This window comes from Piscinibacterium candidicorallinum (assembly GCF_047549485.1).
GTDB lineage: Bacteria > Pseudomonadota > Gammaproteobacteria > Burkholderiales > Burkholderiaceae_C > Piscinibacterium > Piscinibacterium candidicorallinum.
Map to the genome: position 1 here is coordinate 692732 of NZ_CP180191.1, position 22269 is coordinate 715000.

The 22269-nt window shown below is 60.8% G+C and carries 18 protein-coding genes and 1 rRNA gene; 7 read left to right on the forward strand and 12 right to left on the reverse strand.

The features are described 5' to 3' along the window. Positions 1-170: 170 nt before the first annotated feature. From ACMDW7_RS03125 to ACMDW7_RS03150, 6 genes are read right to left on the reverse strand one after another with little or no spacing between them, the layout of a single operon-like run. Positions 171-1202 carry a glycosyltransferase gene (locus ACMDW7_RS03125; protein ID WP_377305660.1) on the reverse strand — a complete coding sequence of 344 codons (1032 nt, stop codon included), beginning with the start codon at positions 1200-1202 and terminating at the stop codon, positions 171-173. A gap of 3 nt (positions 1203-1205) precedes the next feature. Then, positions 1206-2141: a GDP-mannose 4,6-dehydratase gene (locus ACMDW7_RS03130; protein ID WP_377305658.1), complete on the reverse strand. Its 936-nt coding sequence runs from the start codon at positions 2139-2141 to the stop codon at positions 1206-1208. Beyond that, positions 2125-3159 carry a GDP-mannose 4,6-dehydratase gene (gmd, locus tag ACMDW7_RS03135; RefSeq protein WP_377305656.1) on the reverse strand — a complete coding sequence of 345 codons (1035 nt, stop codon included), beginning with the start codon at positions 3157-3159 and terminating at the stop codon, positions 2125-2127. Before gmd ends, ACMDW7_RS03130 begins: the two co-directional genes overlap by 17 nt. Before the next feature lie 17 nt (positions 3160-3176). Next, positions 3177-4478: a UDP-N-acetyl-D-mannosamine dehydrogenase gene (wecC, locus tag ACMDW7_RS03140; protein ID WP_377305654.1), complete on the reverse strand. Its 1302-nt coding sequence runs from the start codon at positions 4476-4478 to the stop codon at positions 3177-3179. A gap of 3 nt (positions 4479-4481) precedes the next feature. Then, a complete protein-coding gene (wecB, locus tag ACMDW7_RS03145; protein WP_377305652.1) occupies positions 4482-5606 on the reverse strand; it encodes a non-hydrolyzing UDP-N-acetylglucosamine 2-epimerase in 1125 nt (374 codons plus the stop codon). Positions 5607-5614: 8 nt separating this feature from the next. Next, on the reverse strand, positions 5615-5986 hold the full coding sequence (locus tag ACMDW7_RS03150) for a MarR family EPS-associated transcriptional regulator (protein WP_414859603.1): 372 nt from the start codon (positions 5984-5986) through the stop codon (positions 5615-5617). 524 nt (positions 5987-6510) lie between these two features. Here ACMDW7_RS03150 and ACMDW7_RS03155 point away from each other — a divergent pair. Genes ACMDW7_RS03155 through ACMDW7_RS03170 form a run of 4 tightly spaced genes read left to right on the forward strand, consistent with a single transcriptional unit; the run spans position 6511 to position 11105 of the window. Continuing rightward, positions 6511-7122, forward strand: coding sequence for a sugar transferase (locus ACMDW7_RS03155; RefSeq protein WP_377305648.1), 612 nt, complete (start codon positions 6511-6513; stop codon positions 7120-7122). Then, positions 7119-7769, forward strand: coding sequence for an acetyltransferase (locus tag ACMDW7_RS03160; RefSeq protein WP_377305646.1), 651 nt, complete (start codon positions 7119-7121; stop codon positions 7767-7769). The genes ACMDW7_RS03155 and ACMDW7_RS03160 overlap by 4 nt, the downstream gene beginning before the upstream one ends. Positions 7770-7784: 15 nt before the next feature. Further along, positions 7785-9032, forward strand: a complete 1248-nt coding sequence (locus ACMDW7_RS03165; protein WP_377305644.1) for a DegT/DnrJ/EryC1/StrS family aminotransferase — start codon at positions 7785-7787, stop codon at positions 9030-9032. 33 nt (positions 9033-9065) lie between these two features. Beyond that, positions 9066-11105, forward strand: a complete 2040-nt coding sequence (locus ACMDW7_RS03170) for a polysaccharide biosynthesis protein (protein WP_377305642.1) — start codon at positions 9066-9068, stop codon at positions 11103-11105. 19 nt (positions 11106-11124) lie between these two features. Here ACMDW7_RS03170 and rfbA read toward each other — a convergent pair whose 3' ends face one another. From rfbA to ACMDW7_RS03200, 6 genes are all read right to left on the reverse strand, one after another. Beyond that, positions 11125-12006: a glucose-1-phosphate thymidylyltransferase RfbA gene (gene rfbA / locus ACMDW7_RS03175; protein WP_377305640.1), complete on the reverse strand. Its 882-nt coding sequence runs from the start codon at positions 12004-12006 to the stop codon at positions 11125-11127. A gap of 50 nt (positions 12007-12056) precedes the next feature. Continuing rightward, positions 12057-13019, reverse strand: a complete 963-nt coding sequence (gene rfbD / locus ACMDW7_RS03180) for a dTDP-4-dehydrorhamnose reductase (protein WP_377306156.1) — start codon at positions 13017-13019, stop codon at positions 12057-12059. Between the two features lie 204 nt (positions 13020-13223). Beyond that, entirely contained in the window at positions 13224-14288 is a 1065-nt protein-coding gene (rfbB, locus tag ACMDW7_RS03185) for a dTDP-glucose 4,6-dehydratase (protein ID WP_377305639.1), read from the reverse strand. Between the two features lie 14 nt (positions 14289-14302). Beyond that, a complete protein-coding gene (gene rfbC / locus ACMDW7_RS03190) occupies positions 14303-14872 on the reverse strand; it encodes a dTDP-4-dehydrorhamnose 3,5-epimerase (RefSeq protein WP_377305637.1) in 570 nt (189 codons plus the stop codon). 201 nt (positions 14873-15073) lie between these two features. Then, on the reverse strand, positions 15074-15403 hold the full coding sequence (locus ACMDW7_RS03195; protein WP_377305635.1) for an H-NS family nucleoid-associated regulatory protein: 330 nt from the start codon (positions 15401-15403) through the stop codon (positions 15074-15076). Between the two features lie 114 nt (positions 15404-15517). After that, on the reverse strand, positions 15518-16114 hold the full coding sequence (locus tag ACMDW7_RS03200; RefSeq protein WP_414859604.1) for a DUF3429 domain-containing protein: 597 nt from the start codon (positions 16112-16114) through the stop codon (positions 15518-15520). A gap of 149 nt (positions 16115-16263) precedes the next feature. Between ACMDW7_RS03200 and ACMDW7_RS03205 the strand changes: the two genes are divergently transcribed. The 3 genes from ACMDW7_RS03205 (at position 16264) to ACMDW7_RS03215 (ending at position 22225) form a co-directional block, all read left to right on the forward strand. Next, positions 16264-19401, forward strand: coding sequence for an EAL domain-containing protein (locus ACMDW7_RS03205; RefSeq protein ID WP_377305633.1), 3138 nt, complete (start codon positions 16264-16266; stop codon positions 19399-19401). Between the two features lie 77 nt (positions 19402-19478). Then, positions 19479-20258, forward strand: coding sequence for an enoyl-CoA hydratase (locus ACMDW7_RS03210; protein ID WP_377305631.1), 780 nt, complete (start codon positions 19479-19481; stop codon positions 20256-20258). A 438-nt stretch (positions 20259-20696) separates the two neighbouring features. Next, positions 20697-22225, forward strand: a 16S ribosomal RNA gene (locus ACMDW7_RS03215). The last annotated feature ends 44 nt before the right edge of the window (positions 22226-22269 follow it).

Here is a 22269-nt window from a genome sequence, read left to right on the forward strand (position 1 = left end):
CGTACCGCTTAGGAGTACTGGCTCTCGCCATTTACGGGTGCTGGTACTCACGTAGGCGATCATCAGGCGGGCGCCTGCGACCGACAGACTGGCATTTGCACATAGGGATAGCTGTCATGTGTGTGGTCCAGTTGTACCTTTCTAGCCCTACTAAAAGTGGTGTGGGAAGATCATTTGATGCTTTCTAGAATGACCCGCAGCCGCTCTCTGCGGGCTGTCATTGAATACTGATGCTGAATCCACGTATGTGAGGCTATGCTATAGGAATTGTCCGTTGGTGCTTCGGCACACCGCAGCATTGCTACCGCAATCGCGTCAATATCTTTCGGGTGGGTGCATATACCAAATTCGCCCGCGACTTCGGGTACTGCTCCCCGATCTGACGTTACGACTCGACTGCCGCACGCGATGGCTTCGGCGATTGCAAGTCCGAAACCTTCGTAGAGCGTCGGCTGAACGTAGGCAATGCACCGTTGGTAATGGTTGCGCTTCTCCGCGTCAGAAATCATGCCGAGAAACTCGACACGGTCTCGGAGTCCTAGCTCGTCTACCAGTTCTTCGAGCTTGCTGTGGTGATCCCCTTGCTTTCCTGCCAGCTTCAGCTTTGCTGTCGGCAGTTCGTGCGCAATGCGTGCAAAAGCTTCAATCGTCTGGCGAACGCCCTTGCGGATGACGTTGGTCGTACTTGTCCAGGAGACAGAGAAGAAATAGGGCGGAGCCGCCGATGCGTCATCAATGCGAGCCGCAGGCTTGTAGAACTCGGTATCCACCGCGAGTGGCGCAAGCACGGGGTTGTTCACGCGCAAGTTATGGGTGACTTCGTCGTATTCGTAGCCGGAAATGAACAAGTTCGCATCGGCAAAGCGCAGCGAGCCTTTCAGGACTTCTTGCTGCCAGCGTGGCCGGTCGAGATAGCACATGCCCGGAATCTCTTCGCGGCAGGTAGCGTAGTCAAATGCGCCGGTCACCAACACAGGCTTCCGTCGAATTGCCCCCAACGCCAGGGCGAACGGGGCGTGCCCCCACCACCAGCAGTAGTAGAGGTCGGCACGAAAGTCGAGGTTTGACGGGTGCCCCGCAAGCACCACCTCATGACCGAGCTCTGAAAGCAGTCGGATGTCTACTCTGTAGAACTCGACCTTGTCGAACATCTCGCGCCAGTTGGCATGGCGGCCCATGTTGGCGTAGAAGCAGATGCGCATGGATTAGTGTCCAGCCGGCTTGAGCGGAGGCTCGCCTTCGCCGAGCGACCGATACATGTGCGCGAGGATGTCGCGGTGCGACACGACGGGAATCTCTCCGACCGCATCAAACAGGCGCTGCGGACTGCCACACAGGTCCTTGATCTCGTCTCTTCTCACAAAGGCAGGGTCGACTTCGATGCGAGGATCACCGCCGGATATCTCGCGCAACAGATCAAGAACGCGAAGCAGGTGGATGCTGCTGCCCGAACAAACATTGACGGTTTGCCCCGTGATGGGGCTTTGGAGCAACCGAAGATAGGCTTCGCATACAAACCGAACATCTGACAGGTCACGGGCAACATCAAGGTTCCCGAGACGGATCACTGGATCGCGACGATAGAAGGCATGCACGATTTTCGGCATCACGAAGGCCTCGGATTGCCCTGGCCCCGTGTAGTTGAATGGTCGCGTGACGATGATGGGCAGACGAGCGTGCCACTTGTGCAGCATCAGCTCCATGCTGGCTTTGCTCAATGCGTAGTGATTCATGGGCCGCAGAGGCGCTTCCTCAGAGATGGGGCTGCGGTCCGCGTTGCCGTAGACATTCGCGCTGCTGGCGACCAACACTTTCTCGGGCGTGCAGCCAGAAGCAAGGATCGCCTCCATGAGGGACTCCGTGCCAAGTAGGTTGACGCGGAAGAAGGCTATGGGGTCGCCCACGACGTGTGAGTGAGCTGCAAGGTGAACGATGTACGTCGGTCTGACGTCGGACAGCCGACGCACAACCGCCTCCTTGTCGTTAATGTCAGTCGACGCGCCAGGTTCCGAGCTTGACTCTGCGACTTCATCAAGCCCGAAAACCTCCCAGCCGCGCTGGCTCAGGTAGTGAGCTAGGTGCGAGCCCGTAAAGCCGGTGCGTCCGGTAATCAGAGCGCGGCGTTTACCAGGAGAAGCCATGTTCAACTCGCTTAAGGTCGGCTTCGACCATGCTTTTGCAGAGCTGCTCCAAGGAGGTGGTGGCTTTCCAGCCCAGCGCCGCCTCGGCATGCGACGCATCGCCGATCAAGAGGTCCACCTCCGCCGGTCGGTGGAATCTTGGATTGATCCGGACGAGCACTTTGCCGGTTTTCGCGTCGCGGCCTTGCTCGTCGACCCCGGCGCCATGCCACTCAAGATCGATCCCCGCTGCGGCAAAGCTCATCGTCACGAAGCTGCGAACGGTCTCGGTCCGGTTGGTCGCGAGCACGTAGGTGCCGCTTTCCACCGTCTGCAGCATCCGGTACATGCCATCGACGTAGTCGCGAGCGAAACCCCAATCGCGACGCGCGTCCAAGTTTCCGAGTTCCAGGCAGTCCAGCTTCTTATGGACGATCTGCGCGACGCCACTGGTGATCTTTCGGGTTACGAACTCCTTGCCGCGTAGCGGGGACTCATGGTTGAACAGGATTCCGCTCGCTGCAAAAAGGCCATAAGACTCTCTGTAGTTCACAGTCATCCAGTGCGCGTATAGCTTTGCGACACCATAAGGGCTGCGCGGATAGAAAGGCGTCTGCTCGGTTTGCGGGACCTGCTGCACCAGGCCAAACATCTCTGACGTGGATGCCTGGTAGTACCTAATGCGACGATCGACGATCCGGATCGCCTCTAGCAGATGTACAGCCCCAAGGCCCGTTATGTGGGCGGTCGTGATGGGTTGATCAAACGATACGCCCACAAAGCTCTGCGCCGCCAGGTTGTAGACCTCATCCGGCTTGCATCGATCGAGAAGCCGCACCGAACTCCCCAGATCCGTCAGATCGTGCTCTACGAGTTCAAGACGATCGTGCTCTCGCAAACCTAGTTCGTCCAGGCGCCAGAAACTGACGGAACTGGTACGCCGGTAAGTCCCATAGACCTTGTAGCCCTTGGAGAGCAACAGCGCAGTGAGGTAAGCACCATCTTGCCCAGTAATGCCGGTGACGATTGCGATTTTCATGTCTCAGGACCGAAGGGTTAATGGATTTCGCGTGTCTGCCAGACGCCGCGCGTGTCTACCAATGCACGGGTGCCGATTTCAGATAGGGGGATCTGGCTGAAGGCGTGGTGATCGACCAGCATCACCACCACGTCGGCGCGTTGAACGGCTTCGTCAGCCGGTACCAATGTGACCCGCTCCCCGTGTAGCTCATGCGGCAGACTGCTCAGATGGGGCTCGGCCACCAGGACAGTGCCCGCAAACCCGCGCGCGAGCGCCCGCACAATGTCTACTGCCGGACTCTCCCGCGTATCGTCAATGTTTGCTTTGAAACTCAAACCCAAGCAAGAGACGGTAAGGTCACTGGCGGCGATCCCCGGCCGCGCGCTCACCACGGCGCTTGCAGCCGCCATGACTTTGTCGAGTACCCACGTGGGCTTTGAGTCATTGACCTCGCGTGCACTTCTGATCAAGCGAGCGTGGTCCGGGGCTTGGCTCACAATGAACCATGGATCCACAGCGATGCAGTGCCCTCCGACGCCAGGGCCGGGCTGCAGAATGTTCACTCTGGGGTGCCGATTGGCCAGTCGGATCAATTCCCAGACATTGATGTCGAGCTTGTCACAGATGATCGAGAGCTCGTTGGCAAAGGCGATGTTTACGTCGCGAAAGCTGTTCTCCGTGAGCTTGCACATCTCGGCAGTGCGTGCCGTGGTGATGACGCACTCACCTTGCACGAAGATCTTGTAAAGGCTGGCCGCTGCTTCTGAACACTTGGGCGTCATGCCGCCAATCACGCGGTCGTTCTGGACGAGCTCGCGCAGCACCTGCCCGGGCAGCACGCGCTCAGGGCAATGTGCCACCCGGATGTCGCTAGCCTCGCCATGTGTTTGCGGAAAGGTCAGGTCCGGGCGTGCTTCCGCAAGCCACGCGGCCATCTGCTCCGTTGCGCCGACAGGCGATGTGGACTCAAGAATCACCAGGTCGCCCTTCTTCAGCACGGGCGCGATGGACTTGGATGCCGACTCGATGTAGTCCATGTCCGGATGGTGCGGGCCAGTAGGCCCGTCCTTGAATGGGGTGGGTACCGCAATCAGGAAGGCGTCTGCTGGCTCGGGCTGGCGCGTTGCGCGCAGGTAACCTTCTTTCACTGCTGCGTGCACGACCATGTCCAGGTCGGGTTCGACGATATGGATTTCGCCCCGGTTGATGGTGTCCACCGCGTGCGCGTTCACATCAACGCCAATGACGTTCACCTTGCGGCTGGCGAACACGGCTGCCGTCGGCAGCCCGATGTAGCCCAGGCCAATGATGGAAATGGTCTTGAATTCTTGCTTCATCAATCAGGTCCGTTTCATCGATTCAAAGACTTGGCGTATGCGCTGACAAGCATGCCCATCGCCATAGGGGTTGTGTGCATAGGCCATGGCTGCGTATGCCGCCGGGTCATTCAGCAGGTTGCGGGTCTCAGCAACGATCCGGTCGCGGTCGGTGCCCACCAGTCGCACCGTGCCAGCGCTCACAGCCTCCGGGCGCTCAGTCGTGTCGCGCATCACCAGCACAGGCTTACCTAGGGCAGGGGCCTCCTCCTGGATGCCGCCCGAATCGGTAAGGATGATGTAGCTACGCTTCATCAAGTAGACGAACGGCAGATAGTCCTGCGGGTCGATGAGATGAACGTTCGGTGCATCGGCCAGGATGCTGCGTACCGGCTTCTGCACATTGGGGTTCAGGTGAACCGGGTAAACCACTTGCACGTCCGGTTCGGCAGCGATCATCCGAAGGGCTTGGCACATGGATTCGAAGCCGCTACCGAAGTTTTCGCGACGGTGGCCTGTAACAAGCACAAGACGCCTGGATGCATCCAGAAATGGAAAACGGGCGGAAAGCGTAGTGTTCAGCGCGGTATCTGCATCGAGCTGCTGGCTCACGCTGAGCAGCGCGTCTATCACCGTGTTGCCGGTCACGTGAATCTGGCCGGGCGCAACGTCTTCGCGCAGCAGGTTGGTCCGCGCTTCCTGCGTGGGCGCAAAGTGCAAGCCGGCAAGTCGACCCGTGATCTGCCGGTTACCTTCTTCCGGCCAAGGCGAATACAGGTTGTGCGTCCGTAGGCCGGCCTCAACGTGTGCAATGCCCGTCTGCTGGTAGTAGGCCGCCAGGCTGGTGGCCATGGTTGTGCTGGTGTCGCCGTGCACCAGAACCCAGTCCGGCCTGAACTGAGTGAATACGCCCTCCATACCTTGAAGGATGTTGCACGTGAGTTGGGTCAACGTCTGGCCGGGACGCATGAGGTTGAGGTCGAAATCCGGCTCGATTTCGAACAGTTGGAGTACCTGGTCTAGCATCTCGCGGTGCTGCGCTGTGACGGCTAACTTGACTTCGAGGTCGGCCGACTGCTGCAAGACCTTCACCAGGGGGGCCATCTTGATCGCCTCAGGGCGCGTCCCGAACACAACCAGGAGCTTCAAGCGCCGGCTCATGCGCTCTGCGCCCCATGATGATTGTCTGTCGTGATGGTCACTTCGGACTTCAATACTTCAATTTCAGCCTTGAGCAACTCGTATTCCTCAAGCTTGCGCTGCAGAAACCTGTGGGTAATCGCCGCCTTCTCCGCCATCCCAGATGGCGTCAATACATATACATAGCCAAACTTGTTCTTGGAGTTGGCAAAGTTCTTCATCTTCACCAATCCCTTTTCCATCAGTGCTTTCAGGCAATAGTTCAGGCCGCCCACGCTGATGCCGAGCTTCTCTGCGAGCTCGCGCTGGGTCAGGTCAGGGTTGTCCTGAAGAATCCGCATCACCCGAAAATAGGTGTCTTCCTGGAGCTTGGCTTGACGGCTGGTCATTGAATGTCGAATAGCTGGTGGTTTACATGGAGGAAACAAACTGGGCCGTCTCGGCGGCTTTGCGGAATGGTTTGGCGGGCCGCGCTGCTCGCACGCAACCACTTCTGTAAGAACTTGAACATTGTAGCTGTCCGTTTCGGTGCCCCGGGCGCAGCCGTTCAGCTGTCCCAGTTGCATGTGATGCTGATGACTGAACCCGATGCAAGGCCTTGCTTCAAGCGTTTCACCCACGCCAAGCAGCACGTTCCGCCCGCATGGCTTAAGTGCCAAGCAAAACTTGCGTTGCCGCTCCCGAGTGGATCCGCCGAGTTGCAGTGCGGTTTCGTCGAAAATGCTGAGGGGTTGAATCGGTGCAGCGCCGTGGCTGTGCTGGCAAGCGCTGCCCGGTCTGTGAGTCAGGCGGCTCGCTGGGGCGACGTCTTCGAGCCAAGAGCCCGCGGTGGCTAGATGGGTCTAGTACAGCATGCGCCTAGCGGCGAACCGGACTTGCATTAATCGATCAGTGAAAGTGAAGTGTTTGGGCCATGAAACGCCTCTTTGATATCTTGTGCGCCGCGTTCGGGTTGGCGCTCTTGGCTGTACCGCTCGTGCTGCTGATGTGGGCGGTTCAACGGAAGTTGGGCAGCCCCGTGTTCTTCACGCAGGTACGCCCCGGCCTTGCCGGTCGCCCGTTCAAGATGATCAAGTTCCGCACCATGACCAGCGAGCGTGGCCCGGATGGCGAATTGTTGCCCGACGCACAGAGACTGACCCATTTTGGACGCTGGCTCCGAGCAACCAGCCTCGACGAATTGCCGGAGCTTTGGAACGTGCTGCGTGGCGACATGAGTGTTGTCGGCCCCCGGCCCCTGCTCATGGAGTACCTCCCCTTGTACAGCGCAGAACAAGCCCGCCGTCACGAGGTTCGCCCCGGCGTGACAGGATGGGCCCAGATCAACGGGCGCAACGCCATCAGCTGGGACGAAAAGTTTGCGCTCGATGTCTGGTATGTAGACAACAGGAGCCTGTGGCTCGACTTGAAGATCTTGTTCCTCACTGTCGCGAAGGTCGTGCGACGGGAAGGAATCTCTGCTGCAGGGGAAGCAACCATGGAGCGCTTCACGGGCAGCGCAAAGCTGAAGAGCGGCAACGGATGAAGCGCTACGCCATCTATGGATCAAGTGGCTGCGGTCGCGGCGTCATGCCGCTCCTTCGCGCCGAACTCGGTGCAGCCGGCGCCGAATTCGACCTTGTGTTCATCGACGACAACCCCCAGGCGGACTTCGTCAATGGGCATCGTGTTCTGAAGTACGAGGAGTGGATAGCCCTCGCGGCGTCTGAGCGGCATGTCAACGTGGCAATTGCCAACAGCGCGATTCGCGCCCGCTTAGTGTCGAAGTGCGAGGCCGATGGTGTGCGCTTTCACACGGTCCGCGCGAGCAACGTGATTTGCATGGATGCCGTCGAGCTGGGCGAAGGGGCGATCCTTTCGCCGTTTGTCTGCCTGACAAGCAACATCCGCATCGGCCGCCACTTTCATGCCAATTTGTACAGCTACGTGGAGCACGATTGCGTGATCGGCGACTTCGTCACCTTCGCACCCGGCGTGCAGTGCAACGGCAACGTCGTCATTGAGGACTTTGCTTACGTGGGTGCTGGCGCCGTGATCAAGCAAGGCCAGCCAGGCGCACCCCTGACGATCGGGCGTGGGGCCACAATTGGCATGGGTGCTGTGGTTACGCGATCCGTCGCCCCCGGAGAAACGGTAGTCGGCAACCCGGCACGCTTGCACGCAAAACGCTGAAAGACAGGTCAATCAATGCTCAATACGCCTTTCTCGCCATGGCCCTCCTTTACTCCGGAGGAAGCAGACGCGGTGCACCACGTACTGCTGTCGAACAAGGTCAACTACTGGACCGGCAACGAGACTCGTGAATTCGAGCGGGAATTCGCTGCGTGGTGCGGCACCATGTATGCAGTTGCACTGGCCAATGGCACGCTCGCGCTGGATGTAGCTCTGCAGGCCTTGGGCATTGGTCCGGGCGACGAAGTCATCGTGACGCCTCGCACATTTATGGCCAGTGTGTCCTGTGTAGTAAACGCCGGCGCAACGCCTGTGTTCGCAGATGTCGAGCCGGAATCTGGCAACTTGTCCGCGCGCACGATCGCGCCGGTGCTGACTGAGCGGACTCGCGCCATTATTTGCGTGCACCTCGCGGGTTGGCCCTGCGACATGGACCCGATCATGGCGCTTGCAGCACAGCATGGGCTGAAGGTCATCGAGGACTGCGCCCAGGCGCACGGGGCACGCTACAAGGGGCGGCCGGTCGGCAGTATTGGCCATATTGGGGCCTGGAGCTTCTGCCAGGACAAGATCATGACCACCGGCGGCGAGGGCGGCATGGTCACGACGAATGATGAGGCTCTGTGGCGTGCAATGTGGGCCTTCAAGGACCACGGCAAGAGCTATGAGGCTGTCTACGAGCGCACCCATCCCCCAGGCTTCCGTTGGCTGCATGAGTCCTTCGGCACCAACTGGCGGATGATCGAGATGCAGGCGGTGATCGGTCGTATCCAGCTCAAGCGCATGGATGAATGGGGTGCCCGTCGGCACCACAATGCGCAAAGACTGCGTGCCGCGCTGGTGCCGTTCACGACCGAACGCGGCCCTGTCAGGTTGCCGGCATTCCGCTGCGCATCCTGTCCCGGCCAGTGCGGCAACGCCCCCTGTATCCATGCGAACTACAAGTTCTATGCCTATGTCCGGCCCGAGAATCTTGCACCGGGCTGGACCCGTGATCGCATCATTGACGCCATCGTGGCGGCGGGCGTGCCGTGTTATCAGGGCAGTTGCAGCGAGGTCTATCTGGAGAAGGCGTTTGACGGCACAGCATTCAGGCCTTCGGCACGCCTGCCGGTTGCGCGACTCTTGGGTGAGACCAGTGTCATGTTCCTCGTTCACCCGACGTTGACCGATGCGGAGATCGAGAAGGCCTGCTCAGTGATCCATGACGTACTGACACAGGCGGCGGTCCAGCGTGATGTCGAAACGGCTGCTGTGAAGTGAGCGCCGAGCCCACTTTGGATTGGAGCGACGTCCATGCTTAAGGGGTTGGGCGCAAAGGCGCTTGAGCTGCCGCGATCCGTCAAGAGACTCCTTGTCCTGATCTTGGATGCTGGGCTGTGCATCCTTGCGGTCTGGCTGGCGTACTACCTCCGACTCGGCGAACTGGTTGCCATTAGAGATCGCCCGATGGAGGTTGCGCTGGCATCCATCGCGCTAGCGCTGCCCATTTTCATCCTGACCGGGATGTACCGCGCAATCTTTCGCTACACCGGCTTGCCGGTCATGGTGGCGCTCACAAAGGCCATGGTGCTCTATGCAGTGAGCTTTTGTGCCATGTTTTCTGTCTTCGGCGTGGAGGGCGTTCCCCGCACGATCGGGCTGATTCAACCCATGGTGCTGTTGATCCTCGTGGCTGCATCAAGAATGGGGGCCCGCGTCTGGCTTGGCGGGCTGTATCACGATCGCTTGCGCAAGGCAGGGCTTCCCCGTGCGCTCGTCTATGGCGCTGGAAACGCGGGGCGTCAGCTTGCATCTGCAATGGCCAATAGCCCGGAAATTCGTGTCGTCGGATTTCTGGACGACGACGACAGACTGCATGGACAGCTGCTCAATGGTCAGCCGATCTACTCGCCGGTTGAACTGGAAAGTGTTCTGCGGCGCTCTCAAGCCACTGACGTCTTGCTGGCCATTCCTTCGGCACCTCGGTCGAGGCGCAACGAGATTCTGAACCGGCTAAAGGCGCACAAGGTTGTCGTACGAACCTTGCCAGGCTTGAGTGATATTGCAACCGGCAAGGTGAGCTTGAGTGATGTGCGCGAACTGGACATCGATGATCTGCTTGGCCGCGAGCCCGTCCAGCCGCATCGCCTCCTGCTGCAGCTGAACATTACAGGCCGGACCGTCATGGTGACGGGCGCCGGCGGAAGCATCGGCAGCGAGTTGTGTCGGCAGATCCTCAAGTCTCGCCCCAAGACCCTCCTGTTGGTCGAGATCAGCGAGTTCGCGCTGTACCAGATCCAGCAGGAGCTCCAGAGCGCTCAGCTCAAGGCCATGGTGGATGACGATGGCGAGGGCGAAGCTGCTGCCCGCGAGTTCAATGGCCAGACGAGCATTGTTCCTCTGCTGGCGTCAGTTTGCGACGAGCGCCGTATGGACTCGATCATGCGTGCATGGAGGCCTTCGACGGTCTACCACGCAGCAGCCTATAAGCACGTGCCGCTCGTAGAGCACAACCCGGCTGAGGGGGTGCGAAACAACGTCTGGGGCACCTTGGTCTGCGCCGAAGTCGCAAAGCGCAACGGTGTGAAGAACTTCGTACTTGTGAGCACCGACAAGGCAGTGCGTCCCACCAACATCATGGGTGCAACCAAGCGACTGGCCGAGATGGTGCTGCAGGCACTTGCCGAAACCGCTTCGGGGGCAAGGCGCGGCGGAGCGGACAGCGTGCAAGCGCGGACCTGTTTCTCCATGGTGCGATTCGGCAATGTGCTCGGCTCAAGCGGCTCGGTGGTGCCACTGTTCCGCGAGCAGATCCGCAGCGGCGGTCCGATCACGCTGACCCACCCGGAAATCACGCGCTACTTCATGACGATTCCCGAAGCCGCGCAGCTCGTGATTCAGTCGGGCGCGATGGGGACCGGGGGGGATGTCTTCGTGCTCGACATGGGACAGCCGGTGAAGATCCTTGATCTGGCGCGCCGCATGGTGGAGCTGGCCGGGCTCACGGTGCGCGATGAGTCGAACCCCAACGGTGACATCGAGTTCAGCATCACCGGGCTGCGGCCGGGCGAGAAGCTGTACGAGGAGCTGCTGATCGGCGACAACCCGAAGCCCACGCAGCATCCCCGCATCATGAAGGCGCACGAGCTCTTTCTGCCTTGGGAGGCGCTGCAGCAGCGCCTCACGCAGCTGCGTGCCGCCGTCGATGCGAATGACGTCCCCGAGATCCGGACCCAGCTGCAGCAGCTTGTGTCTGGCTACCAGCCCAGTGCAGATGTGGTGGACTGGGTCCACGTGGCGTCGCAGGCGGACGCAGCGCGCGAAGCTGCGGGCCGGGGTGTGGCCGGGGTCTGAGCGTCCGGCGGGTTGAGCTTCACAGACCGCGCGCGACGGCACCCAGGTAGGTCCCGTAGCTTGACTTGCCCAATGCCGCCGAGAGTTGCAGCAGCTGTTCGCTGCCGATCCAACCCGAGCGGAACGCCACCTCCTCCGGGCTCGCCACTTTCAGCCCCTGCCGCCGCTCGATGGTGGCGATGAACTGCCCGGCCTCCAACAGGCTGTCGTGCGTGCCGGTGTCGAGCCATGCAAAGCCGCGGCCCATGAGCTCGACCTGAAGCTGTGAAGCGTCCAAGTAGGCCTTGTTGACATCGGTGATCTCCAGCTCGCCACGCGGGCTGGGCTTCAGGCCCTTGGCAATCTCCACCACCTGCTCGTCATAGAAGTACAGGCCAGTGACGGCGAAGTTGCTTTTGGGGGTCTTGGGCTTTTCTTCGATCGAGACGGCGCGCTGCTTGGCGTCAAACTCCACAACGCCATAGCGCTCCGGATCCTGCACATGGTAGGCAAAGACCGTGGCGCCGCTCGTGCGCTCATTGGCGTTCTTGAGGAGACCTTGCAACTCGTGGCCGTAGAAGATGTTGTCGCCGAGCACCAGCGCGCTTGGGGCGCCGTCCAGGAATTGCTCGCCCAGAATGAAGGCCTGGGCCAGGCCGTCAGGGCTGGGCTGCACGCAATAGCTCAGACTGATGCCCCACTGGCTCCCGTCGCCCAGCAGCTGCTGGAAGCGCGGCGTGTCTTGCGGTGTACTGATGACCAGAATCTCGCGAATGCCCGCGAGCATCAGTGTGGTGAGCGGGTAGTAGATCATCGGCTTGTCGTACACGGGCAGCAGCTGCTTGCTCACGACGAGCGTGGCCGGGTGCAGGCGGGTGCCGGCGCCGCCTGCGAGGATGATGCCTTTGCGTGCTTTGCTCATGGTCGGGCTCGTTGTCGTTCTTGGGGTGAAGAGGGGCGCTGCGTAGCCAACTAGCGCGTCATCTGCTGCGCGATGAAGCGGACGGTCCGACGGACCTCCTGCTCCCACTGCGGCAGGTGCAGGCCCAGGCTCTGTTCCAGCTTTGTGCAGTTCAGACGGGAATTGTGCGGCCGGGCGGCGGGGGTGGGATACTGACTGCTCGGGATCCCGCCAACCTGCTCGGGCATGACGCGCAGCGCCACGCCTGCCGCGCGCGCCCCGTCCAGCACGCACTGCGCGTAGGCCTGCCAGGTGGTTTCGCCCGCCGGGGCGAGGTGGTAGGTGCCGCTGAGTGAAGTGCTAGTGAGTGCGGCACCGGCTGCGGCCTGTGCAGCGGATGGCGCGTTCAACCATGCGCGAATCGCATGGGCCGTGACGTCGGCAATCAGGCTGGCCGGCGTTGGTGCGCCCCATTGGTCGTTGACGACATTGAGGCTGTCGCGCGTCTGAGCCAGCCTCAGCATGGTCTTGGCGAAGTTCTGGCCGTACAGCCCATACACCCAGCTCGTCCGGAAGATGAAGTGCGCACAGCCGGTGGCGCGAATGGCCTCTTCGCCCGCCAGCTTGGTGCGGCCGTAGGTGTTGAGCGGTCCGGTGGCGTCGGTCTCGCTCCACGCGTCGTTGCCGCTGCCAGCAAACACATAGTCGGTGGAGTAGTGCACCAGCAGTGCGCCATGCGCCTTGGCCCAGGTGGCCAGCTGCGCCACCGCATGGTGGTTGATGCGGTCAGCGAGTTCGGGTTCGCTTTCGGCCTTGTCGACAGCGGTGTAGGCGGCGGCATTGACGATGACGCTGGGTGCGATGTGGTCCACCGCTGCGGCCAGCGCCTCCAGCTGGCTTAGGTCGCCGACCACAGTTTGGCCGCGCCAGTCGGTGAGCTGCCGATCCAGCGCAATCAGCTCACCCAGCGGCGCGAGTGCGCGTTGCAGCTCCCAGCCGACCTGGCCGTTCTTGCCCAAGAGCAGGATGCGCATCGGGGCACTCATATGTGCCTCGTTCGAGCGAAGATAGGCGTGGTGGTCAATGCGTGAGATGCGACGTCAAAAAGGCGTGCCAAAACAACTGGAGATCCGCTTGCCGCAAGCGGAAACGCGGTGATTGCCATATTCAAGCATCTATTGAATATGAGCATATCTGAACGGCGCTTATCAACCATTGATTGAAAATATCGCTTGCTCTCAGACCGTCGTCTGCCCGTACTGGGTGTCCAGCCACGTGCGGTACGCCCCGCTTCGGACCGCTTCGATCCAGGCGGGGTTGTCCAGATACCAGCGAACGGTCTTTCGAAAACCAGTCTCGAAGGTCTCGGCCGGCGTCCAGCCGATCTCGGCCTCGATCTTGGTCGGGTCGATCGCGTAGCGCCGGTCGTGCCCGGGGCGGTCCTTCACGTAGGTGATCAGGTCGGCGTACTTGCCGCTGCTGCGCGGGCGCAGCTCGTCGAGCAGGGCGCAGATGCCGGTGACGACCTCGATGTTCTTCAGCTCGTTCTTGCCGCCCACGTTGTAGGTCTCGCCCGGCCGCCCCTTGGCCAGCACCTGGCGGATGGCCTCGCAGTGGTCGCGCACATAGAGCCAGTCGCGGATGTTCTTGCCGTCGCCATACACGGGCAGCGGCTTGCCCTCCAGCGCGTTCAGGATCATCAGCGGAATGAGCTTTTCAGGGAACTGGAACGGACCGTAGTTGTTCGAGCAGTTGGTGGTGAGCACCGGCAGGCCATAGGTGTGGTGCCAGGCGCGCACCAGATGGTCGCTGCCCGCCTTGGAGGCGGAGTAGGGGCTGTTCGGCTGGTAGGGCGTGGTTTCGGAAAAGGCCGGGTCGGTGTCGCTCAAGCTGCCGTAGACCTCGTCGGTGGACACGTGCAGGAAACGGAAGGTGTCTTTTTCTGCGCTGGGTAGCGTGCTCCAGTACGCGCGGGTCTCTTCCAGCAGGCTGAAGGTACCGATCACATTGGTCTGCACAAAGTCGCCCGGACCATGGATGGACCGGTCCACATGGCTCTCGGCCGCAAAGTGCAGCAGGGCGCGCGGCCGGTGGGTCTCGATCAGCTGGCGCACCAGCGCGCGGTCGCAAATGTCACCGCGCACTAGTTGCACGCGGCCGGTGGCAATGGCGGCTTCGAGCGTCTGCGCGTTGCCCGCGTAGGTGAGCTTGTCCAGCACGACGACAGGCTCGTCGCTGTGCTCCAGGTAGTGATAGACGTAGTTGGCGCCGATGAAGCCGGCCGCACCGGTGATGAGCAGCATGAGAGTTCTGGTGTCTAGAGCGAGGCTTTGAAATCCGCCCAGCTTCCGGCGGCGGCGTCCTTGGTGGCAAGCAGGGCGGGGTTCACGGCATCCGGCCAGTCAATTGCGAGATCCGGGTCATCCCACCGGATCGAACCTTCGGCCGCCTTGTTGTAGAGATCGGTCGTCTTGTAGAGGAAGTGCGTGTCGTCTTCCAGCGCCACAAACCCGTGGGCATACCCCTCGGGAATCCAGAGCTGGAGTTGATTGGCAGCGCTCAGTTCCACGCCCGCCCAGCGGCCGAACGTGGGGCTGTCCGGGCGCAGATCGACCACAAGGTCCCAAGCCGCACCGCGGGCGACGCGTACCAGCTTGCCCTGAGCATGCGGTGACCGCTGAAAGTGCAGACCGCGCAGCACACCGCGCTGCGAGCACGAGTGGTTGTCCTGCACAAATGGCCGCGGACGCTGAAGACCCAGTTCACCCAGCAGACGGTGAAACGTCGCTTCGTTGTAGCTCTCGAAAAACCAGCCGCGCTCGTCACCAAATACGCGAGGCTCAAGAATCAAGACGTCTTGGAAAGGTTCGAGTCGGATTGCGTGCATGGCCTGCCAATGACAAATGATTCCGCAGTCTAGCGAGAGCGGTCTGGGCTTTCGTCAGATCGTAAGTGCAATCAGCAGAGATCAAGCGCACGCCCACAAACCGCACTCGAGTGTGCTGGGCGTCACAAGCAATTGCAGCTACTGCCAAAAGAAAAACCCCAGCGCATCGGCTGGGGTTTTTGAATCAGCGCACCGCTGAACTCAGATCGCGAAATCCTCGAGCTTCTTGCCAGACGCGATCGCGGCGGCGAGCCAGCGGGGCTTTTGGCCGCGGCCTGCCCAGGTTTGGCCGGTGGCCGGATCGCGAAACTTTGGCGCCACCGCTGAGCGCTTGTCACCTGAGGTCGCGCGAGGTTTGGCCACCTTTGCGCGCCCACCCAGATCCGCCACGGTCAAACCATGTTCGTGCATCAGTGCCTTGACCTGGTCAATCGCACCCTGACGTTTTTCGGCTTGTTCCTTGACCAGCTGCTTTTGCAGCGAAGCCATTTCGGCAGCCAACTGTTCAATCCGGTTTTGAATCTCAGACATCACGATCCCTCGTTTTGGACTAGGTATATCGAAGATAGCCGATTTTCATATCCAGCGAAGCTTTAGTTTGTGAGAAATACCAAGAGATTGATTTTTCCGCAACTGCAGTCGGCCTCAAACGGTACGCGTCATTAGCGTAGATGCCAGCAGGCTGATGCTGGCTACCGCGGTAAGCAGTGTGCGTAGATATAGGAATCCCCGACTCCAACCCCAGCGCGATGCGGTGGCCCAATCGAATGCGAGCGCAGCCAGTAAGCCCGCCGCTAGCCAGAATCCGCGGCTCGGCTGCGCCGGGACGACCCACGCAAGCCACGCCCACAGCGACGGCATCACGCCCCATACCAATCGCCATGTCGGTGCGGCCAAAGTGCCGAAAGCCTGACGGGTATCTGAAGCGCCTTGGCTTGCCCCGGCCCAGTGCAGTGCGCCGATGAAAGACAGGATGCACGCGGCATATGCATGCTGAATGGTCAGTGCGGTTTGCGCGCCGGCGGTTTCCCGCGCGACCCAAACCCAAAGCGCACCCGCGACAAAGGGAATCAAGCCCCCCAAGCCAAGCGCCAGCACCGGCCGGGAAAGCGACGCGAAACCACTGGGTGAGGAACTCGTGTGTGCCTGAGCAGGGTTGTCGTTTTTCATCTGGATCATCAATGGGGTAAAGGTTTGCGTTGCGCATCGCATCCGCGCGAGTTGTGGCAGTTTCGGCGACACGCGAGCAGAAACGTTGCAAGTGTGCTTGAAGCCGGCGCAAATGCGGGTACGCGATCGCCGTAGCCTTCATTCTGAAGGCATACTTCCTTGTCTTTTCTCCCGCGGCCCGTGTGGCCGCGCGCACTGATTGCCGCACCCCCACCTGTTTCGTGTCTGCCAAGCTCTCCGCACTGAATCCCATGGCCGTACGAGGCGCTGCTGACGAGGCATCGCTCGCGGGCGTGGAGCATCTGCAGCGTCTTGCGTTTGGCTGGATCGAGTCCTCCGGCGCAAATCTGATGTTTGTGGATTCGCTGGGCCAGATCATTTGGGCCTCCGACAGCGCGCGGCACTTCGTGGGCCACCGCTTGGGCGTGGGCACGGCGCTCAGCAGTCTGGTGGCGCCGCGCTACGCCCATCGGGCGCGTCGGTTGCTGGCGCACCTCTGGGTGGAGGCCGAACGCAAGCCGCAGCGCATCCAGGTACCCGTGGCGCTGCGCGAGGCGCCCGATAAGCGCATGACCCTGCGCTTGCACGCCAGCGTGGTCCGCCTGCCCGGTGCAGCCAACGACCGGGTGCTGGCACTGGAGTTTCGAGATCTGACCGAACCGCGTCTGCGCGATCGGCTGCTCAAGCGCCTGCGGCAGGTGTATCTGCCCAGCCTTGCGGGTGCTGGCGGCAAAGCCACGGGCGCGCTGGCAGAGGCCGTCCGCCAAGCCGTCTTCCTGCGTGAACTCAGCGCTATCTCGACAACCGTGGTGCTCGTCGCGGGCACGGATGGCGTGCTGACCTACATCAGTCCGTCTGCGGCAGACCAGCTGGGCGTCCAGGTGGACCGCATCATCGGCCGCGGTGCGCTTTGGCTGCTGATTCCCGAGGATCGCGCCGCTGCGGCTGAGTTTTTCACCCGGGTGATTGCAGCTGACGTGGGGACGGTGTCGCGTTTCGAAGGCCGGATTCGCCGCTCGGACGGGCAGCTGCGCACGGTCGAAGTCGAGGCGTTGAACTGCACCCGGATGCCGGCCATCAGCGGCATGGTGGCCGTCGTGCGTGATGTCACCCAGGAGCGCGCGGTGAGCGAGGCGCTCGTGCAAAGCGAGCGCCGGTTCTCCGCACTCATCGAGCACGCCGTGGATATCGTCCTCGTGCTCGATGCAGAGGGTCTGGTGCGCTACATCAGCCCGAATATCGAGCGCTATACCGGCTACGCGCCCCAGGAGCTGGTGGGAGACAGCATCCGGCGCATCCTACATCCTGAAGACACCGAATACCTGTTTGCACGCCTCACCGCGGTCGTGGAGGGCGACGGGCGACGCAGCCTGCTCCCCATGCGCCATCGGATCGTGGCCAAGGACGGGTCGGTGCGCTATATGTCGTCGATCGGCCGCAGCCGGACGGACGACCCCGCCGTGGGCGGCATCATTATCAACAGTCGGGATGTCTCCTCGGAGGCGGCCGAGCAGGCGCGCCGTGACGAAGAAGGCGCACGATCCGCGCGCTACCGCGAGAAGCTCGTTGAATTGGCCGTGTTGCGCCGTGTCGAGTGGCCCGAGAGCCTCGAGCGGCTGCTGAGCGCCGGCGCGCAAACCTTGGGGGCGGATCTGGCCAGTTTCTGGCGGCTGCGTGCCGAGCCTGAGCGTGTCGAGTGCGAGATGGCTTGGTCCAGTCAGACCGAACGGGCGGCCAGGATCAAGGGGGTGACGCTGACCGCGGAGGCCTTCCCGGCCTATTTCGAGGCAATACGTGACAACCGTCCGATGTCGGCTGCTTGGGCGGCCGATCATCCTGGCATGCAGGCCGTGTGCTCGGAGCCGGGCTTTGAGGACACCGGTGCGATCCTCGATGTACCCGTTTGGGTGGACGGCCGTGTCGTCGGGGTGTTGAGCTTCAAGCATTTCGGCCAAACCAGAACATGGCTCGCTGAAGACGAGAACTTCGCCACGCATTTGTCGAGTTTGCTGGCCTTGGCGCTGGAGTCCGCGATGCTGCGCGAGGCGGAAAAACGCATTGAGCGGCTGGCCTGGCTGGATTCGTTGACGGGACTGCCGAACCGTAATCTGCTGCGCGAGCGCATGACCCGCCTCATCGAGTATGTGTCTCGCAAGGGCACGCGCATGGCGGTGCTGCTGCTGGACCTCGATCGTTTCAAGGAAGTCAACGACACCTACGGCCACCACGTGGGCGACGCGCTGCTGAAGAACACTGCGACTGCGTTGCAACGCGCCGTGGGCAAAGACGGTTGGGTAGCGCGTTTGGGTGGAGATGAATTTGTGATCCTGGTGCCGCGCTTTGAGCACCGGGACGATCTGGCCCGGCTGGCCGGCCGGATCGCCGAGAGTCTGTCTGCGGCCGAAGTGCCGCGTGGCATCGAGTTCGCCGTCACCACGTCAATTGGCATTGCCGTGTTTCCCGAGCACGGGCGATCCATTTCCGCCCTGCTCAAGCACGCAGATGCCGCGATGTACCAGGCCAAGTCCAGCGGACGGGCCACGTTCCACTTCTACAACGCCTTCCGGCACAACATCGAGAGCCGCGAACAGCGTCTGGCCAAGCAGATCCAGCGTGCGATCGAGCAGAACCAGCTGGTGCTGCACTTCCAGCCCCAGGTCGCCATCGATACCGGAATGCCCACGGGCATGGAAGCCCTGGTGCGCTGGCAGCATCCAGAGCGCGGGCTGCTCTATCCGGAAGCCTTCCTGTCTGCCATCGAAGAGTTTGGGCTGACTGAGTCCCTTACCAAATACGTCAGCCGCCTGGCCTGCAAGCACATCGCGCGCTGGCGCGCGATGGGCATCCCGACGCCCCCGGTGTCCATCAACATCACCGGCCGGGAATTCTGCGACCTGCGCCTGCCAAACATCCTCAAGCAGGCGCTGGCCGAGTTCGAGTTGCCGGCCAACGCCATCGTCGTGGAGGTGACTGAAGGCTCACTGGTGCATGACAACGAAGTCGCAGTCGAGGTGTTCAAGGCCCTGTCGCAGGCCGGTATCCACATTAGCCTCGATGACTTCGGCATGGGCTACTCGTCCCTGTCATATCTGAAGCGCCTGCCGCTGAACTCGATCAAGATTGACCGGTCCTTCATCGAGAATCTGCCGATGGATGCGGATTCCGCCGCCATCACGCAGGCGATTGTCTCCATGGCGCGCCACCTGAACCTGGGCATCGTCGCAGAGGGTGTCGAGCGCTCCAGCCAGGCCGAGTTCCTCCTGCGCCTGGGATGTCGACACGCCCAAGGCTATCTCTACGGTGCGCCGCTGGATCACGCCGCCGTCCAGGCGTTCCTGGAAGCCCGCGCCGCCAGCTGAGGCTCGCCAGCGGGAGCGGGAGCCGCAACAAGCTGCCGCTACAGTTCGCAGCTTGATGTGTCCCCTTGGAGATCCCTGTGCCTGACTACCAGAATCTGCTCGTTGAGCAGCATGATCGCGTCCTGCTTGTTCGCCTGAACCGTCCGAAGCAATTGAATGCGCTCAACGATGCGCTGATGGACGAACTGGGTGCTGCGCTGACCGCAGCGGATGCCGACGAATCGATCGGCTGCATCGTCATCACCGGCAGCGAACGTGCTTTTGCCGCCGGCGCAGACATCTCGGCCATGGCCTCCTGGACCTACATGGATGTCTATCGGACGGACTACATCACCCGCAACTGGGAAGCGCTGCGGCGAATCCGCAAGCCGGTGATCGCTGCGGTGGCTGGATACGCCCTGGGAGGCGGCTGCGAGCTTGCCATGATGTGCGACATCCTGATCGCTGGCCAAGGCGCCAAGTTTGGTCAGCCCGAAGTCAAGCTCGGCATCCTGCCAGGCGCAGGTGGTACGCAGCGGTTGCCGAGAGCGGTCGGCAAGGCCAAGGCGATGGATCTGTGCCTCACGGCCCGCAACATGAGCGCCGAGGAAGCCGAGCGCGCGGGCCTCATCTCCAGAGTGGTGCCTGATGATCAGCTGGTGAGCGAGGCGCTGGCCATGGCGACGCAGATCTCAGGCATGTCGCTGCCGATCATCATGATGATCAAGGAGAGCGTGAACCGCGCGTACGAGGCGCCTCTCTCGGAGGGGCTCCTGTTCGAACGCCGAGTCTTTCACGCCGCCTTCGCAACTGAAGATCAGAAGGAGGGCATGGCTGCCTTCCTCGAAAAGCGCCCCGCGCAGTTCAAGCACCAATAGACAGACGCTCAAGGCTGTCGGGTTCGAGCAAGCCCTCCACCCCGGCTGAAGGCCTGATTTGACAGGCCGAAAAAGAGCTGTCACAATCTCGTTTCTCTGCTGCACAAACGTTGTTTCAACAGAAACGCGACAGCGCAGCAGGGAACTGAATCGACTCTCTAACAAATTCGCTGCAGAGAGTTGACAGCAGAAAAGAACAGGTTCATAATCTCGTTTCTCTGCTGCTGACGAAGCAAACAAAGCGACGTCAAACAAACGCAGCCTGATCTTTAAAAAATAACAGCCGATAAGTGTGGGCGCCTGATGTGCGACACGATTTCGCAAGAAGTCGACGCAAACAAATCAAGGCGCTCATACAAAAGTAATTCAAGGTAATGGTTTTACATTGCCTCGTTTATTTGAGTTGAGCGAGTCCGCAAGGACACCAAAACAGTGATTGAACTATAGAGTTTGATCCTGGCTCAGATTGAACGCTGGCGGCATGCCTTACACATGCAAGTCGAACGGCAGCGCGGGAGCAATCCTGGCGGCGAGTGGCGAACGGGTGAGTAATACATCGGAACGTGCCCAGTAGTGGGGGACAACCAGTCGAAAGATTGGCTAATACCGCATACGACCTACGGGTGAAAGCAGGGGATCGCAAGACCTTGCGCTATTGGAGCGGCCGATGTCCGATTAGCTAGTTGGTGGGGTAAAAGCTCACCAAGGCGACGATCGGTAGCTGGTCTGAGAGGACGACCAGCCACACTGGGACTGAGACACGGCCCAGACTCCTACGGGAGGCAGCAGTGGGGAATTTTGGACAATGGGCGAAAGCCTGATCCAGCCATGCCGCGTGCGGGAAGAAGGCCCTCGGGTTGTAAACCGCTTTTGTCAGGAACGAAACGGTCTGTGCTAATACCACGGACTAATGACGGTACCTGAAGAATAAGCACCGGCTAACTACGTGCCAGCAGCCGCGGTAATACGTAGGGTGCAAGCGTTAATCGGAATTACTGGGCGTAAAGCGTGCGCAGGCGGTTGTGTAAGACAGATGTGAAATCCCCGGGCTCAACCTGGGAACTGCATTTGTGACTGCACAGCTTGAGTACGGCAGAGGGGGGTGGAATTCCACGTGTAGCAGTGAAATGCGTAGAGATGTGGAGGAACACCGATGGCGAAGGCAGCCCCCTGGGCCTGTACTGACGCTCATGCACGAAAGCGTGGGGAGCAAACAGGATTAGATACCCTGGTAGTCCACGCCCTAAACGATGTCAACTAGTTGTCGGGTCGAAAGGCTCGGTAACGCAGCTAACGCGTGAAGTTGACCGCCTGGGGAGTACGGTCGCAAGATTAAAACTCAAAGGAATTGACGGGGACCCGCACAAGCGGTGGATGATGTGGATTAATTCGATGCAACGCGAAAAACCTTACCTACCCTTGACATGTCCGGAATTCTGCTGAAAGGTGGAAGTGCTCGAAAGAGAACTGGAACACAGGTGCTGCATGGCTGTCGTCAGCTCGTGTCGTGAGATGTTGGGTTAAGTCCCGCAACGAGCGCAACCCTTATCATTAGTTGCTACGCAAGGGCACTCTAATGAGACTGCCGGTGACAAACCGGAGGAAGGTGGGGATGACGTCAAGTCCTCATGGCCCTTATGGGTAGGGCTTCACACGTCATACAATGGTCGGTACAGAGGGCTGCCAACCCGCGAGGGGGAGCTAATCCCAGAAAACCGATCGTAGTCCGGATTGCACTCTGCAACTCGAGTGCATGAAGTCGGAATCGCTAGTAATCGCGGATCAGCATGCCGCGGTGAATACGTTCCCGGGTCTTGTACACACCGCCCGTCACACCATGGGAGTGGGGTTCACCAGAAGTAGTTAGCCTAACCGCAAGGGGGGCGATTACCACGGTGGGCTTCATGACTGGGGTGAAGTCGTAACAAGGTAGCCGTATCGGAAGGTGCGGCTGGATCACCTCCTTTCTAGAGCGACGTCCACATTAGGTGCTCACACTTATCGGTTTGTT

Bases quoted from the DNA above. Each gene is read 5' to 3' on its own strand.
- ACMDW7_RS03150 (WP_414859603.1), bottom strand. From the start codon at position 5,986: ATGACCAGCCGTCAAGCCAAGCTCCAGGAAGACACCTATTTTCGGGTG.
- ACMDW7_RS03160 (WP_377305646.1), top strand. From the start codon at position 7,119: ATGAAGCGCTACGCCATCTATGGATCAAGTGGCTGCGGTCGCGGCGTC.
- ACMDW7_RS03130 (WP_377305658.1), bottom strand. From the start codon at position 2,141: ATGGCTTCTCCTGGTAAACGCCGCGCTCTGATTACCGGACGCACCGGC.
- ACMDW7_RS03125 (WP_377305660.1), bottom strand. From the start codon at position 1,202: ATGCGCATCTGCTTCTACGCCAACATGGGCCGCCATGCCAACTGGCGC.
- rfbC (WP_377305637.1), bottom strand. From the start codon at position 14,872: ATGCACGCAATCCGACTCGAACCTTTCCAAGACGTCTTGATTCTTGAG.
- ACMDW7_RS03155 (WP_377305648.1), top strand. From the start codon at position 6,511: ATGAAACGCCTCTTTGATATCTTGTGCGCCGCGTTCGGGTTGGCGCTC.
- rfbA (WP_377305640.1), bottom strand. From the start codon at position 12,006: ATGAGCAAAGCACGCAAAGGCATCATCCTCGCAGGCGGCGCCGGCACC.
- ACMDW7_RS03170 (WP_377305642.1), top strand. From the start codon at position 9,066: ATGCTTAAGGGGTTGGGCGCAAAGGCGCTTGAGCTGCCGCGATCCGTC.
- gmd (WP_377305656.1), bottom strand. From the start codon at position 3,159: ATGAAAATCGCAATCGTCACCGGCATTACTGGGCAAGATGGTGCTTAC.
- rfbB (WP_377305639.1), bottom strand. From the start codon at position 14,288: ATGCTGCTCATCACCGGTGCGGCCGGCTTCATCGGCGCCAACTACGTC.
- wecC (WP_377305654.1), bottom strand. From the start codon at position 4,478: ATGAAGCAAGAATTCAAGACCATTTCCATCATTGGCCTGGGCTACATC.
- ACMDW7_RS03165 (WP_377305644.1), top strand. From the start codon at position 7,785: ATGCTCAATACGCCTTTCTCGCCATGGCCCTCCTTTACTCCGGAGGAA.
- rfbD (WP_377306156.1), bottom strand. From the start codon at position 13,019: ATGCGCATCCTGCTCTTGGGCAAGAACGGCCAGGTCGGCTGGGAGCTG.
- ACMDW7_RS03195 (WP_377305635.1), bottom strand. From the start codon at position 15,403: ATGTCTGAGATTCAAAACCGGATTGAACAGTTGGCTGCCGAAATGGCT.